Genomic DNA, 14,453 nt, shown 5'->3' with positions numbered 1-14,453 from the left:
AGCCGAAGCAGGAGTACTCAATGGCTCGTATGACCGCTGCCCGCGCGGCAGTCGAGATCCTCAAGCGCGAGGGCGTCAGCGACGCGTTCGGGGTTCCGGGTGCGGCGATCAACCCCTTCTACGCGGCCCTGAAGGCCTCCGGTGGGATCCGCCACACCCTCGCCCGTCATGTCGAGGGCGCCTCCCACATGGCGGAGGGCTACACCCGTACGCATCCGGGAAACATCGGCGTCTGTATCGGCACTTCGGGCCCGGCCGGGACCGACATGATCACCGGGCTGTACTCCGCGACCGGGGACTCGATCCCGATCCTGTGCATCACCGGTCAGGCGCCGACCGCCGTCATCCACAAGGAGGACTTCCAGGCCGTCGACATCGCGTCGATCGCGGGGCCGGTCACGAAGATGGCCGTCACCGTCCTGGAGGCGGCCCAGGTTCCGGGCGTCTTCCAGCAGGCCTTCCATCTGATGCGTTCGGGCCGTCCCGGCCCGGTCCTGATCGACCTGCCCGTCGACGTCCAGCTCACCGAGATCGAGTTCGATCCGGAGACGTACGAGCCGCTGCCGGTCTACAAGCCCGCCGCGACCCGTGCCCAGATCGAGAAGGCGATCGAGCTCCTCAACGCCTCCGAGCGGCCCCTGATCGTCGCCGGTGGCGGTGTCATCAACGCCGACGCCGCCGGACTCCTCGTGGAATTCGCGGAACTCACGGGTACTCCGGTCGTCCCGACCCTGATGGGCTGGGGCGTCATCCCCGACGACCACGAACTGAACGCCGGAATGGTGGGCCTGCAGACCTCGCACCGGTACGGAAACGCCACCTTCCTGGAGTCCGACTTCGTGCTGGGCGTCGGCAACCGCTGGGCCAACCGGCACACCGGCAGGCTCGACGTCTACACGGCCGGCCGGAAGTTCGTGCACGTCGACATCGAGCCCACCCAGATCGGCAGGATCTTCGCCCCCGACTACGGCATCGCCTCCGACGCGAAGGCGGCCCTGGAGCTGTTCGTCGAGGTGGCACGGGAGCTGAAGACCGCGGGCGAGCTGCCCGACCGGTCCGAGTGGGCCGCCGCCGCCCAGGAGAAGCGGGCCCGCCTCCAGCGCCGTACGCACTTCGACGACATCCCGATCAAGCCGCAGCGCGTCTACGAGGAGATGAACAAGGCCTTCGGCCCTGAGACCCGGTACGTCTCCACCATCGGTCTCTCGCAGATCGCGGGCGCCCAGATGTTGCACGTCTTCAAGCCGCGTCACTGGATCAACTGCGGTCAGGCCGGGCCGCTCGGCTGGACCGTCCCGGCCGCCCTCGGCGTCGCCGTGGCCGATCCGGAGGCGTCCGTGGTCGCCCTGTCCGGCGACTACGACTTCCAGTTCATGATCGAGGAGCTGGCCGTCGGGGCGCAGCACCGGATCCCGTACGTCCACGTCCTGGTGAACAACTCCTACCTCGGCCTGATCCGCCAGGCGCAGCGGGCGTTCGAGATCGACTTCCAGGTCAACCTGGAGTTCGAGAACATCAACTCGCCCGAACTGGGCGTCTACGGCGTCGACCACGTGAAGGTCGCCGAGGGCCTCGGCTGCAAGGCGATCCGGGTGACCGACCCGAACGAGCTGGGCGCCGCCTTCGAACAGGCCAAGAAGCTCGCCGCCGAGTTCCGGGTGCCGGTCGTCGTCGAGGCGATCCTGGAGCGCGTCACCAACATCTCGATGTCGACCACCAATGACATCGGCAATGTCGTCGAGTTCGAGGAGATCGCGACCGAGCCGGGCCACGCGCCCACCTCCATCAGGACACTGAAGGTCTGACGCACTCGGCGTGCGGGGCGGCCGGTCCGTGCGGCAGGCCGCCCCGCACGCTGTTCCCAGCCGCGGCCGAAGTCCGGCATGCTCCCCACATGCGGATGACCGTCCCCACCCCACTCGGCGACCTCGCGGTCCGCGCGTACGGGGCCTCCGGGGCCCCCGCGCTGCTGCTCCTGCACGCCAACCCCGGTGACGGCCGGGACTTCGACGCGGTCCTGCCCGCCCTCGCGGACCGCCACCGCACCTTCGTACTGGACTGGCCCGGCTACGGCGAGTCGACGGCGCCGCACCCCGGGCGGGTCACCCCCCAAGGGCTGGTGCGGGCCGCGGAGACGGTGCTCGACGCGCTCGCGGCCGAGCACGGAGTGCACCGCGTCGCCCTGCTCGGCAACAGCGTCGGCGGCTATGTGGCCTGCCGCCTCGCCGAGGGCCGCCACGCCGGGTCGGTGAACGCGCTGATCCTGGTCGGCCCGGCCGGCTTCACGCCCCAGAACGCGCTGACCCGCTGGTTCTGCCGCGAGGTCATGGGCCGCCCGGACCATGCCCGCCGGCTGGTGGTTCCGCCGGCCCGCGCCTACCTGGGCGGCCTGCGCACGCCGAGCGCCCGGGCCACCTACGAACGGGCTCGCCGACTGCCGTGGCAGCGGGAGCGTTTGCTGGTCCACTGCGCGTTGTGGCGGGGCTTGGCGGCTCCGGAGTTCGGTATCGATGACCCGGGCGCCCTGGACGTCCTGATTCTGCTGCTGTGGGGAAGCCGCGACCCGGTCGTTCCGGCAGCGCTGGACGGGCGCCGCGCGCGACGGGCCCTGTCCGCCCACACGGCGGCCGTCCGGCTCCCCACGGCCCACGAGCCCTACAATGAGCGTCCGGATCTCATCCTGCGGCATACACTGCCATTCCTGAAGGACCCGGGAGTCGTCACACCGTGCCGCAGCTGAAGCCGCCTCCGCCTCCGCCCCAGGACTGCGGCAGTTCCCGCTCCGTAGTGCCGCCCCGGCCGACGAGCCCCGCCTCCTGTGCGAAGCGCGGCATGAGAGTGGTCAGCGCCCGGTTGCCGTACAGGGCGACGGCGAGCAGCCGGTCGTCGGACGACAGGCCCCGGCGGGACGTGGGCATCGGGTGCCGGTCCCGCAGCGACCTCAGGGCGCGCCGGCCGGCCCGGGTGCGGCCTGGCAGGAAGATGCGCAGCAGTCCGGCGTCCACCAGGTCGTAGCGCAGGTCGACGAGAGCGAGGGCCACGGCCTCCCTGACCAGTAACTCCCGCATGCCCGCGGGCCGGTAGAGCGACGCGTGCACCGCCTTCGGCAGGGAGGGAAGGGGAGGCAGGTCTTCGCCCCCGCCGTCGGCCGGCCCCGTGGTCCGTATCGTGCCGCCTCGCCCGGCGCCGACTGCCTTCCGTAGTTGCAGGGTGAGTACGGCCACGGTGACGGCGGCGCGGCGACCGCCCCGGAGAAACGCGATCTCGTGCGGCTCCAGCCGGATCGTCGCAGTGCTGTCCATGGGATCCCCCGAACAAGACGGGGGCCCGCCGCCCCCGTGTCGGCGGGCCCCGTGTGCCGAGAATGTGCCCGGAGGCCGGGGGAGTCGAAGCCTCTCGGGCCGTGTTCAGAGGTTGATTTGAGGGTTGCGTAGACGGTGTACGCGCGCCTGTGTAGACGCCCTCATTCGACGTCGAGCTCAGACAGGCCCGGCCAGTCGTCGGGCCCGCCGCCCTGCCACTCGATGAGGTCGCTCTCCTCGCCCTCGATCCGGTCGAGATCGGCCAGGCGCAGGATCTCGACGACGTCGTCCAGGTGGGTGGCGATCCCGAGAGTCACGTCACCCTCGGTGACGCGCCGCGATCCGTCCAGAGCCGGGGAATGCACCACGATGCGCGGATGCTCCGCTTGCCTTTCCATGTCTTCAGGCTCCTGCCCCCGGGCCGGATGCGCACCCGGGCGCACCGAGAGCGCCGGATACGGGACTTGACGCATCCGGCGCTCTTCGCGCGTACGTCGGCCGGGACCGCGGCGGGTGCGACGGTCCGAAGCGTCCTTCCCTCAGGTCGAGAGGAGGTCCCGGGCCGTTCACCACCGCACTGGCTCGCACGCCGCCGCGGTCCTCGCCCTGCCCGCCGTCGTATCGAGCGACCACCCCTCATCCGGGTCGCTCGGTGGTGACGGGCCGTGCGTCCGCTCCCCGACCTCCCGTCAGGACCCGGACGCTGTCTAGGGCTTCTCGGAGATGGTTCCGGACCGTGGCGTCGCCTGGGCGCGACAGGACAGGTGTCGGCGTCGCCGCGGTCCGGAGGATCGGAGGGGTCAGGCCTGCGCGCCGGACAGGCGTTCCACGGCCCGCAGCAGGGCCGAATGGTCCAGACCGCCGTCGCCCTGTGCGCGCAGACTGGCGACCAGCTGGGCGACCACGGCGCCGACCGGCAAAGAGGCACCGACATTGCGGGCCGCGTCCGTGACGATGCCCATGTCCTTGTGGTGCAGGTCGATACGGAAACCCGGCTTGAAGTCGCGGTTCAGGAAGTTGTCCTTCTTGCGGGTCAGCACGGTGGAGCCCGCAAGGCCGCCGTTCAGGACGTCCAGAGCCGCCCTCAGGTCCACGCCCGACTTCTCCAGGAAGACCACGGCCTCGGCACACGCCTGGATGTTCACGGCGACGATCAGCTGGTTGGCGGCCTTCACCGTCTGGCCCGAGCCGTGCGGACCGCACAGCACGATGGTCTTGCCGAGCGCCTCGAAGACCGGTTTCGCGGCCTCGAAATCGGCCTGCTCGCCGCCGACCATGATCGACAGCACGGCCTCGACGGCGCCGGCCTCGCCGCCGGACACCGGGGCGTCCAGGACGCGGATGCCCTTCTCCCTTGCGGCCCGTGCGAGATCGACGGAGGTCTGGGGGGTGATCGAGGACATGTCGATGAGCAGGGTGCCGAGCCCGGCGTTCTCGAGGATGCCGTCCGGGCCGTACGCGACCGCCTCCACCTGAGGGGACGCCGGCACCATCGTGATGATCACGTCGGCGTCCCGCACGGCCTCGGCGATCGAACCGGCCGCGGTGCCGCCGGCGGCGGCCAGGCGGTCCAGCTTCTCCTGCTCCAGGGTGAAGCCGGTGACGTCGTAACCGGCCTTGATCAGGTTCTCGGACATGGGGGAACCCATGATGCCGAGGCCTATCCAGGCGACCTTGGGGAGCGTGGTGGTCATGGGGAGCCTCTCTGCCTACTGCGATATGTCGATGGGTTGCTGCTCAGCGGGCGGCGCGTACCTGATCCGGCAGCCAGTCGAAGGCCTCGGCGCTCGGTGTGTCCCCCGGCTTGTACTCCAGACCGACCCAGCCGTCGTAACCCGCCTTGGTCAGCTGGTCCAGGAGCTCCTCGAGGGGGAGGGAACCCGTGCCCGGCGCGCCACGGCCGGGGTTGTCGGCGATCTGGACGTGGCCGGTCTTCGAGGTGTACCGCTCGATCACCGACGGCAGGTCCTCGCCGTTCATCGACAGGTGGTACAGGTCCATCAAGAACTTCGCGTTGCCGAGGCCGGTCGTGGCGTTGACCTTGTCCACGATCGCGACCGCGGCGGGGGCGCTCACCAACGGGTACAGCGGTGACTCGGGCTTGTTCAGGGCCTCGATCAGCAGGACCGCCCCGATGCGCTCCGCGGCCCGCGCCGCGAGCACCAGGTTCTCCAGGGCGAGCGCGTCCTGCTCGGCCGGGTCCACGCCTTCGACGCGGTTGCCGTACAGCGCGTTGAGCGCCTTGCAGCCGAGGGACTGCGCGAGGTCCGCGGCCACCTCGACGTTGGCGCGGAACTTCTCCGACTCCTCGCCCGGGACCGACAGGGCACCGCGGTCCGGGCCCGGGAGCTGTCCGGCGTAGAAGTTCAGGCCCGTCAGCAGCACCCCCGCGTCCTCGATCGCCTTCTTCAGTGCGTCGAGCCGGGAGCGCCCGGGGGTGGGGGCGTCGACCCACGGCCACCACAGTTCGACCGCGGTGAAGCCCGCCGCGGCGGCGGCCGCGGGACGTTCCAGGAGCGGGAGCTCCGTGAAGAGGATCGACAGGTTGACGTTGAAGCGCTGGTCTGCGAATCCCATCGGGGCTGCGCTCCTATTCCGTATTGCGGAAGTAACTTTCTGCTTGATGGAAAGCCTGCCGCCAGGGTCTGAAGGCTGTCAAGCCCGCTCACGAAAAAGTGCCCCTGCGCGAGCTGCACGGGGGCACTTCGGACGACGGTCAGAGCGCGTCGACGGCACTCACCTTCCAGCCCGCGGAGGTGCGGGTGAGCGTCATCCGCACCCGGTTCAGATCCAGGCGGGACCCCGAGACCTGGGTGCTCTGAGTGACCTGGTTGACGAACAGGAGTACGACGACCCTGTCCGGCGCTGCCGACACGACGGAGGCCGCCGGGGTCCCGCCCCCCTGGGGCGCCGCCACCGTCGCCTTCACCACCCCGTGGTACTTCGTCGCGGTCGGACCGACCACCGTCTTCGTGGTCTTGAGGTACTGGTCACGGAAGGCCCCGGTCAGGTAGGCGCGGGCCCGGTCGAAATCGCGCTCCAGATGCCGGTAGTCGTACGACAGCACGACCGGCGCCGCCTTCCGCGCGGCCGCGAGCGCCTGTCCCCGCGCCTGTTCCGTCTGCTGCCCCTCCCGGTACTGCCCGCCGAGCACGGCGACGGCGGCCAGGCCCGCCACGAGCACGACACAGAGCGCCGCGGTGAGCAGCCTTCGCCCGGATCGCCACCGGGGCGCGCTCTCCTCCGCCTCCTCCTCGGCGGACTCCGGCGACGGCTCCGGCGGGTCCTCCCAGCCGTCCCCCGGGGCCTCGACGAGCAGGGTGCGCCCGGAGCGCTGCTCCTCGGCGCGCGCCGATGCCGCGTCGGCGGAGCCCTCCGCCCGCTCGGCGCGCTTGGCCGCCGCGCGGGCGGCCGCGGTCATCGTGCGGCGGGCGGGGGAGCCGGTGCCGGGGCCTCGGGAGGTCGGGTTCGCCACGGTCTTTCTCCTCACTGGTGATGCCTGGTGGTGCGCGAGGGGCCGCGCTCAGCCCACGAACTCGACGTCGGAGGTCAGCCAGCGGCCGTGCTCGCGCACGAGGTCCAGCTGGAGCCGGTAGGTGCGCGCCTGGCCCTCGGGCGCGGCGGTGTTGGTCACCTTGCTGTCGGCGACGACCAGCACCCGTGCGGAACGGTCGTCGCACCGTACGATGCCCGCTTCGAGGACCTGGCCCTCCGACACCGACTTGTTCTGCGCGACGAGCTTCGTCAACTCCGCGGTCTGCGCGGTGAACTCCTTCTTGAAGTCGCCGGTGGCGCCCTTGAGCACGTTCCCGCTGTCCCGGCGGTAGTGCCGGTAGTCGAGCGAGGTGAAGTTCAGCGCCGACTGGCGGGCCGCCGCCAGGACGTCCCCTCTGCGCTGCTCCGCCTCGTGCTGCTGCGACAGCCGCAGGCCCAGCCAGACCGACAGCGCGCTCGTCAGCACGGTCGCGGCCACCAGCCCCGCGGTCAGCACCCTGCGGTGCCCCAGGTTCATGCCATCGGTCCCACGAGCAGCCATTGCCACGACTCCTTTCCGAAGACGGCCTGTTCACCGCCCGTCGAGCCGATCTCGACGGACGTCCCGTCCGGACCGGTGGCGGTGCCGGACTCCGGGTCGTACGGGGTGACGTACGCGGACTGGTTCACGCCGCCCGAAACGGCCGACGCACCAGGGGCGTTCTGCGCGCCGCGCACCGAGGTCTTGCTGCCGCGCGGCGCCGTGCAGCGCGCGTCGGTGTTCGCCGGGCGCGGGCCGGTGTCGGCGGGGTCGCGGCGCCGCGTTCCATAGCCCTGGGTGCACGCGGGCGGGTCGTCGGCGTTCACGACCAGGCCGAAGTGGGTGGTGCCGTCGCCCGGCACGACCGTGTAGGAGCCCGCGACCACGATCGGGAAGGTGACCAGGGCCTGCTCCACGCCGGGCAGCCGCGCCACGGTGACCTGTCCGCCGCTGATGAGGTTGGCCAGCAGGACAGGCAGATCCGGCTGGACGGACTTCAGCAGGGAGTCGACCTCCTGTGCGGCGGGCGCCGCGTTGTCGAGCAGTCGGCGCAGGTCGCCGTCGCCGGCCTTCAACTGCGCGCTGAGCGCCGCCAGATCACGGGAGAACGACTTGATCGCCGAGCCCTTGTCGGCCTGCGTCTTGAGCACCTTCCGCGAGTCCTCGATCAGCGACACCGTCTGCGGCAGCGAGTCGGACGCCGACTCGACGAGTTCGTTGCCGGAGTCCACCAGACGGCTCAGCCGCGGTCCGGTACCCGAGAAGGCCTTGCCCAGCTCGTCGACGGTGGTGCGCAGATCGTTCTTGCCGACGGAGTTGACGAGCCGGTCCAGGCTGAGGACGAGATCGGTGACGGGCAGCGGCACCCGGGTGCGGCCGCGCGGGATCGGGCTGCCGTCGATCAGATACGGGCCGCCGGACCGCCGGGGTTGCAGGTCGACGTACTGCTCGCCGACCGCCGAACGGTCGGCGACGACCGCCAGGGTGTCGGCCGGGATCCGTGGAGCCCCGTCCTCGATCCGCAGGGACACGGACACACCGGAGCCGTTCAGCCGCAGGACGCCCACGCGACCCACCGGAACGCCGCGATAGGTGACCTCGGCGCCGGGGAAGATGCCCCCGGACTCCGCGAAGTCGGCCGTCACCGTGTAGCCGTGGCCGAGGAGGTCGTCCGCAAGGCCGGTGTACTCGGCGCCCACGTACGACACCCCGACGGCGGTGACGGTGGCGAAGGCGAGCAGCTGGGCCTTGACCGTACGTGTGATCACGGCTGTATCCCCTTCAGCATGAGCTCGGCGAGGGCGAGGTCGATCCCCGGCGGGAGGCGGCGCGTGTCGTCTCCGGTGCCGTAGGCGGCGGTGCACACCGGCGGGCACAGCACATCGCCGCCGCCTGTCGGCGCCGAGGGCACGGCCGGGGTCGTCGGCACGCTCGGCAGGCTCGGGGTGGTGGGCAGCGCGGTGGGCACCGGCACGCTCGGCAGGCCCGGGAGCGACGGGGTCGGGGTCGGCCGCTTCTTGGATCCGCCGCCCTTGCCGGTGTTGTCGGTGAGGTTGCCGTAGAGGTCCGCCAGGTCGAGGTCGGCGGTGATCTTCAGGTTGACGTAGTCGCCCCTCACGGCGTCCGTCGCGTTGCGCGGGAAGGGATAGGTCGTCAGCAGCTCCAGGGAGTCGGGCAGATCGTCGCCGGCCTTGTTCAGCTGTTGCAGGATCGGCCGCAGCCGCTTCAGGTTGGCGACCGTGTCGTCCCGCGACGCGTTGACGACCTTCGTGCCGGTCGTGCCGAGCTTCGACAGGGCGGTGAGCATCTTCGTCAGGTCGTGGCGCTGGTCGGCGAGGACCTTCAGAGCGGGCGGGATCGTGTCGACGGCCTGCGCGATCGTCTTCTTCTCCGTCCCCAGCCGCTTGGCCAGCCGGTCGATGCCCTCGAGCGCGCGGACGATCTCCGAGCGCTGCTCGTCCAGGCCGCCGAGGAACGTGTCGAGCTGCTTGAGCAGGGACTTGACTCGCAGCTCGCGGCCGTCGAGGGCCTTGTTCAGCTCCATGGTGATCGTCTTGAGCTGGGCCACTCCGCCGCCGTTGAGGAGCGCGGACAGGGCGGACAGCACCTCCTCGATCTCCGGGTTTCGGCCGCTGCGGGACAGCGGGATCAGGTCGCCGTCGCCGAGCCGGCCGATGGGCGGGGCGCCGGAAGGGGCGGACAGCGCCACGTACTTCTCGCCGAGCATGCTGGTCTGCCTGAGGTCGGCGACCGCGTTGGCGGGCAGCTTCACCGAGTCGGCCACGCGCAGCCGCACCCGCGCGTGCCAGCCGTCCAGCTCCACCTTCTCGACCGCGCCCACCGTGACGTTGTCGACCTTGACCGCCGACTGCGGCACCAGATCCAGTACGTCCCGGAACTCGACCGTGACGTGGTAGGCATGGCCGTCCGCCGCCGCGCCGCCGGGGAGAGGGACGTCGTACCAGCCGTTGAACTCGCAGCCGGACAGCAGCAGCGAACCGGCCGCCGTCCATGCGACCACGCGGCCTCTGCGCAGCACGCTCATGCTCCGGCCCCCAGGATTCCGCCGAGGGTCCGGTCGACCGTGCCCGTGGTCGCGGGGGCGGTGGGAAGCTCCGGCAGTGAGTCGAAGAGCTTCCGCAGCTCCTCGCAGTCGGGATTCCTGCCGCCCTCCTCGCCGGTCGTCCTGAGCAGGGAGCACAGCAGGGACGCCGGGTCCTGCGGGTTCTGCGGGTTGTCACGGGTGTCGAGGGTGCCGGAGGACGGGTTGTAGGCGTTCTGCAGGTTCGACAGACCCGTGGGGGCGACGGTCAACAACTCCTCCAGCGCGGCGCGTTGGGTGACGAGGACCTTGGTGACCTTGCTGAGGCCCTTGACGTCCGAGGTCAGTGATTTCTTGTTGCTCTTCACGAAGTCGGACACGTCGCCGAGCGCCGTACCCAGGTGCCGCACTGCCGCCGCGAGGTCCTCGCGCTCCCCGGCGAGCTGCTGGGCGACCTGGGCGAGGTCGTCGTTGAACGACCGCACGCTCTTGTCGTCGGCCGCGAGCGCGGCTGTGAACACCTGGAGGTTGCGTACGGTGCCGAACAGGTCGCCCCGTCCGTCGGACAGCGTGGTGACCGCCTGCGAGAGGTCGTCGACCGCCTGGTTGAGGTCGGTCCCCTGGCCCTGGAGGTTGTCCGCGCTCACCCCCAGCAGCCGCGACAGGGAGCCGTCCTCGTTCGCGCCCTTCGGGCCGAGCGCCTCGGCGGTGGTGTGCAGGCTGTCGAAGATCCGGTCCAGCTCGACGGGGACTGCGGTGCGCGACTCCGGGATGACGGCGCCGTTCCGCAGCACCGGGCCCGTCCGGTACACCGGAAGCAGCTGGACGTAACGGTCGCTGACCACCGAGGAGTTGATGATCGCGGCCCGCGCGTCCGCGGGAACCCTGCGTCCCTGGTCGTACTCCAGCTCCACCCGCACCCGTCCGCCCTCCGGCGTGATCTTCTTGACCTCGCCGATGCGGACACCGAGGACGCGGACGTCGGAACCGGGGTAGATGCCGACGGTGCGCGGGAAGTACGCCGTGACGCGGACGGTGTGGGGGTGCGGCCACAGCACGACGGCGAGCGTGGTGACGAGCGCGAGCGCCGTGAGCAGCGCCAGGCTGCGCCGGACGGAAAAGCGTTTCGTCATCGCGAGCCTCCCGTCCGCGGCACCACCGGGGCGGCCACCAGGTTCTGCACATAGGAGTCGAACCACCGCCCGTTGCCGAGGGTGTTGGTGAAGACCCGGACATAGGGCGCGAGCAGCTTGACGCTGCGGTCGAGGCTCGCCTGGTTGCGTTCGAGCATCGTGACGAAGGTGTTGAGGTTCTTCAGGGCGGGCCCGATCTCGTTGCGGTTGTCCTCGACCAGGCCGGAGAGCTCGATGCCCAGCAGGGCGGAGCTCTTGAGCAGGGCGTGGATCGCAGCGCGCCGCCTGCTGATCTCCCTGAAGAGCTGGTCGCCGTCCTTCACCAGTGCGGAGAAGTCCTTCGAGTGATCGGCCAGCACCCCGGTGACCCCGTTCGCGTGGTCGAGGAGTGCGCGCAGCGCCTCGTCGCGCGAGGCGATCGTTCTGGAGATCCTCGACAGTCCCCTGATGGACGCCCGTACCTCCGAGGGAGAGTCCTGGAAGGTGGTGGAGATGGTGTCCAGCGCTTTCGCGAGCCGCTGGGTGTCGACCTTCTCCGTCGTGGTCGTCAGGTCGCTGAACGCCTGCACGACGTCGTACGCCGACACTGTCCGCTTCAGCGGGATCTCGCTGCCCGGCTTCAACCGGCCGGGCCCCTTCGGGCTCAGCGCGAGGTACTTCGCGCCGAGGATCGTCTTGACCCGGATCGAGGCGCCGGTCGCGGTGCCGAAGGCCGGGTCGCCCTTGACCTTGAAGGTCACCCTGACGTGGTCGCCCGCAAGGTCGACGCCCTCGACCTTGCCGACCTTGACCCCGGCGATCCGCACCTCGTCGCCGGGCTTGAGGCCGCCCGCCTCCGAGAAGGCGGCGCTGTACGTCTCGCCGTCGCCGATCAGCGGCAGGCTGTCGGCGTTGAACGCGGCGACGGTCAGCAGCGCGAGGACGGTGAGGCCGACGGCGCCGACCACGACGGGGTTGCCCTCGCGGAACGGCTTCAGCCGTGGCCGGCGCAGCCGGAACGTGGGCAGCTGCGGCGGCAGGACACGCACCTTCACGAGGGGTTCGGGGCGGCGGCGCCGACTTCTGCGCGGCAGCAGTCGGACCCTCGGCAGTTGCGGGGGCAGCACGCGTACCTTCACCAAGGGCTCCGGGCGCTGACGCCGGGTCCTGCCCGGCACGATGCGCAGGCTCATCCGCCGCACCTCGCCTGCGCCACATGCAGCTCAGGGGTGAGCACCTGCTTCGTCTTCGGCAGCACGACGCGGCCGTCGAAGTCGCACAGGTAGAAGTTGAACCACGAGCCGTAGGACGCCGTCCCCGTCAACTCGTTGAGCTTGTCCGGCAGCCGCTTCAGCACGCCCTCCACGGTCTTCTCGTTCCTGTTGAGCGTTCCGGTGAGATCGGTCAGCCCGGCGATGTCGTCCTTCAGCGGTGGACGTGCGTCCTTCAGCAGCCCCGAGGTGGCCTCGGTGAGGTCCCCGATGCTCACCAGAGACTCCCCGATGGGCTTACGGTCTGCGGACAGCCCGGAGATCACCCGCCGCAGCTGGGCGATCAGTCCGGAGAACCGGGCGCCGCGCCGGTCGAGCGTCTCCAGCACGGTGTTGAGGTCGGCGATCACGGAACCGATCAGCTTGTCCCGCCCGGCGAGCGTCGTGGTGAGCGACGCCGTGTGCGCGAGCAGGCTGTTCACGGTGCCGCCCTCGCCCTGCAGAGTCTTGATGATCTCGGAGGCGAGCTGGTTGACGTCGTTCGGGCTGAGCGCGGCGAACAGCGGCTTGAAACCGTTCAGCAGCGCGTTGAGGTCCAGGGCCGGCTGGGTCCGGGACAGCGGGATGGTGCCGCCGGGCCGCAGCCGGGTGCCGTCGCCCACGCCCTCGGTCAGTGCGATGTACCGCTGTCCCACCAGGTTGCGGTAGCGGACGACCGCGTGGGTACTGATGAGCAGCGGGCGGTCCGCGTCCACGGTGAAGGTGACCTCGGCCAGTGTGCGGTCCTTGATCCGGATGTCCTGGACCTCACCGACCCGCACCCCGGCCACCCGGATGTCGTCGCCGTCCTCGAGGCCGGTGACGTCGCTGAACACGGCGTGGTACGTGCGCTTCGGGGTGAGGGAGACGCCCACGATGGTGGCGGCGAGCAGGGCGGTCGCCGCGACCGTCACCAGCGCGAACAGGCTGAACTTGACCAGCGGCGCCGCGGTCCGGCGGGCTCGTGTCGTCCTCATGCGACGCTCACCGCCGTTCCGCGGGCGAGCGGTCCGAACAACAGGGTCGCGACGGGCGGCACGTCGTCCGCGGGCACGCCCAGGACGGGGGCCACGAGCGAGCCGACGGCCCGCTGTTCGGCCGCGGTGGCGGACACGCTGACACCTCCGGGCAGTGCGCCGCCGGAACCACCGGACGACGTACCGTCGTTGAGCTTGGGTTTCGGGCCGGGTACCGGTGGATGGGGCATGCCCCGGCAGTTCGGCCCGGACCGCTCGGCATAGCGCGGCTCTTCACCGGGCCGGTACGCCCCCTGCGGACGTACGACCTCCAGGGTGATCCGCATCTCGCCGCCCCTGAACGCGTCCTGCGACGCCTGCTCCTGCCGGACGAGGCCGTTCAGCAGGCAGGGGTACTCGGGGGAGTAGCGGGCGAAGAGCTCCAGCGTGGGGCGGGAGACCCGGCCGAGGGTGATCAGCCGGCCGCCGTTCTCGTCGAGGACGTCCCGCGCGGTGTCCGCGACTGTCGCGGTCGTGCGCAGCGCGGCGGCCAGCCGGTCCTTCTTCTCGACGAGGGTGCGGCTGGTGGTGACGGTGTTGCGCAGCGTCCGCATCAGATCGGGTGCGGCGTCGCCGTACACCTCGGCGACGTCGGCGAAGCGCGAGATGTCCTCCTTGAGGGACGGCAGATGCGGATTGAGGCGGCGCAGATAGTCCTCGACCCGGGTGAGGTTGTCGCCGATCCGGTCGCCGCGGCCCTCCAACGCGGTCGCGAACGCCGAGAGCGTGGCGTTGAGTTCGCCGGGCCTGACCGTGCGCAGCAACGGCAGCAGGTCGTTCATCAGCTGCTGCAGCTCGATGCCGACCTTCGTACGGTCCTGGGTGATGACGTCCCCGGCGCGGATGGGCCGAGCCGACGACTGCGCAGACCGGGCGGGAGGGACGAGGTCGACGTACTTCTCGCCGAACAGCGTCTTGGGCAGCAGCCGGGCGTGCACGTCCGAGGGGATGTACATGACGTAGTCCGGCTTGAGCGCGATGTCGAGGGTCGCCTTCGTGCCGTCGGCGTGCACCGCGCGCACCTCGCCGACCAGCAGTCCGCGCAGCTTGACGTCGGCGCGTGGATCGAGTTGGTTGCCGAGGCTGTCGGCCTCCAGCGTGATGCGCACGACGGGAGTGAACGCCTGCCGGTAGACCGCCACGGCCAGCGACAGCAGCAGTGCCAGCACGGCGATGAAGACGATGCCGTACAGCCTGAGTCTCAGCACTCTCACCG

Annotated in this window: 14 protein-coding genes; 2 read left to right on the top strand and 12 right to left on the bottom strand. The window is 70.7% G+C overall.

The features are described from left to right. Positions 1 to 20: 20 nt before the first annotated feature. Together gcl and ACZ3TS_RS25690 are read left to right on the top strand one after the other, a co-directional pair. Complete coding sequence (gene gcl / locus ACZ3TS_RS25695) at positions 21 to 1,805, top strand: glyoxylate carboligase (RefSeq protein WP_467622081.1); 1,785 nt, start codon at positions 21 to 23, stop codon at positions 1,803 to 1,805. Positions 1,806 to 1,894: 89 nt separating this feature from the next. After that, positions 1,895 to 2,740 (top strand): alpha/beta fold hydrolase, encoded by an 846-nt coding sequence (locus ACZ3TS_RS25690; RefSeq protein ID WP_467622078.1) that lies wholly within the window; start codon positions 1,895 to 1,897, stop codon positions 2,738 to 2,740. On the opposite strand, the gene ACZ3TS_RS25685 is transcribed toward ACZ3TS_RS25690, so the two are convergent. The 12 genes from ACZ3TS_RS25685 to ACZ3TS_RS25630 all read right to left on the bottom strand — a co-directional run bounded on the left by ACZ3TS_RS25685 (position 2,721) and on the right by ACZ3TS_RS25630 (position 14,451). Continuing rightward, positions 2,721 to 3,302, bottom strand: a complete 582-nt coding sequence (locus tag ACZ3TS_RS25685; RefSeq protein ID WP_467622075.1) for a DUF2207 domain-containing protein — start codon at positions 3,300 to 3,302, stop codon at positions 2,721 to 2,723. The genes ACZ3TS_RS25690 and ACZ3TS_RS25685 overlap by 20 nt on opposite strands. Before the next feature lie 161 nt (positions 3,303 to 3,463). After that, a complete protein-coding gene (locus ACZ3TS_RS25680) occupies positions 3,464 to 3,700 on the bottom strand; it encodes a hypothetical protein (protein WP_467622072.1) in 237 nt (78 codons plus the stop codon). Between the two features lie 402 nt (positions 3,701 to 4,102). Beyond that, the gene (locus ACZ3TS_RS25675) at positions 4,103 to 4,996 is read right to left on the bottom strand and encodes a 2-hydroxy-3-oxopropionate reductase (RefSeq protein ID WP_467622070.1); all 894 of its coding nucleotides are present in this window, start codon (positions 4,994 to 4,996) and stop codon (positions 4,103 to 4,105) included. Between the two features lie 43 nt (positions 4,997 to 5,039). Further along, positions 5,040 to 5,879, bottom strand: coding sequence for a TIM barrel protein (locus ACZ3TS_RS25670; RefSeq protein ID WP_467622067.1), 840 nt, complete (start codon positions 5,877 to 5,879; stop codon positions 5,040 to 5,042). Between the two features lie 139 nt (positions 5,880 to 6,018). Continuing rightward, on the bottom strand, positions 6,019 to 6,777 hold the full coding sequence (locus tag ACZ3TS_RS25665) for a hypothetical protein (RefSeq protein ID WP_467622064.1): 759 nt from the start codon (positions 6,775 to 6,777) through the stop codon (positions 6,019 to 6,021). Positions 6,778 to 6,825: 48 nt separating this feature from the next. Further along, the gene (locus tag ACZ3TS_RS25660) at positions 6,826 to 7,338 is read right to left on the bottom strand and encodes a hypothetical protein (protein WP_467622062.1); all 513 of its coding nucleotides are present in this window, start codon (positions 7,336 to 7,338) and stop codon (positions 6,826 to 6,828) included. Beyond that, a complete protein-coding gene (locus ACZ3TS_RS25655) occupies positions 7,311 to 8,585 on the bottom strand; it encodes an MCE family protein (protein ID WP_467622059.1) in 1,275 nt (424 codons plus the stop codon). The genes ACZ3TS_RS25660 and ACZ3TS_RS25655 overlap by 28 nt, the downstream gene beginning before the upstream one ends. After that, positions 8,582 to 9,862 (bottom strand): MCE family protein, encoded by a 1,281-nt coding sequence (locus ACZ3TS_RS25650; protein WP_467622056.1) that lies wholly within the window; start codon positions 9,860 to 9,862, stop codon positions 8,582 to 8,584. The genes ACZ3TS_RS25655 and ACZ3TS_RS25650 overlap by 4 nt, the downstream gene beginning before the upstream one ends. Further along, positions 9,859 to 10,992 carry an MCE family protein gene (locus ACZ3TS_RS25645; RefSeq protein WP_467622053.1) on the bottom strand — a complete coding sequence of 378 codons (1,134 nt, stop codon included), beginning with the start codon at positions 10,990 to 10,992 and terminating at the stop codon, positions 9,859 to 9,861. The genes ACZ3TS_RS25650 and ACZ3TS_RS25645 overlap by 4 nt, the downstream gene beginning before the upstream one ends. Continuing rightward, positions 10,989 to 12,164 (bottom strand): MCE family protein, encoded by a 1,176-nt coding sequence (locus ACZ3TS_RS25640; protein ID WP_467622051.1) that lies wholly within the window; start codon positions 12,162 to 12,164, stop codon positions 10,989 to 10,991. The genes ACZ3TS_RS25645 and ACZ3TS_RS25640 overlap by 4 nt, the downstream gene beginning before the upstream one ends. Then, positions 12,161 to 13,198 (bottom strand): MCE family protein, encoded by a 1,038-nt coding sequence (locus tag ACZ3TS_RS25635; RefSeq protein ID WP_467622048.1) that lies wholly within the window; start codon positions 13,196 to 13,198, stop codon positions 12,161 to 12,163. The genes ACZ3TS_RS25640 and ACZ3TS_RS25635 overlap by 4 nt, the downstream gene beginning before the upstream one ends. Then, positions 13,195 to 14,451: an MCE family protein gene (locus ACZ3TS_RS25630; RefSeq protein ID WP_467622045.1), complete on the bottom strand. Its 1,257-nt coding sequence runs from the start codon at positions 14,449 to 14,451 to the stop codon at positions 13,195 to 13,197. Before ACZ3TS_RS25630 ends, ACZ3TS_RS25635 begins: the two co-directional genes overlap by 4 nt. Positions 14,452 to 14,453: the final 2 nt, after the last annotated feature.

This window comes from Streptomyces sp. NPDC022910 (genome assembly GCF_055561075.1).
Note: the sequence above shows the minus strand (reverse complement) of the source record. Positions and strands in the feature narration are given on the sequence as shown.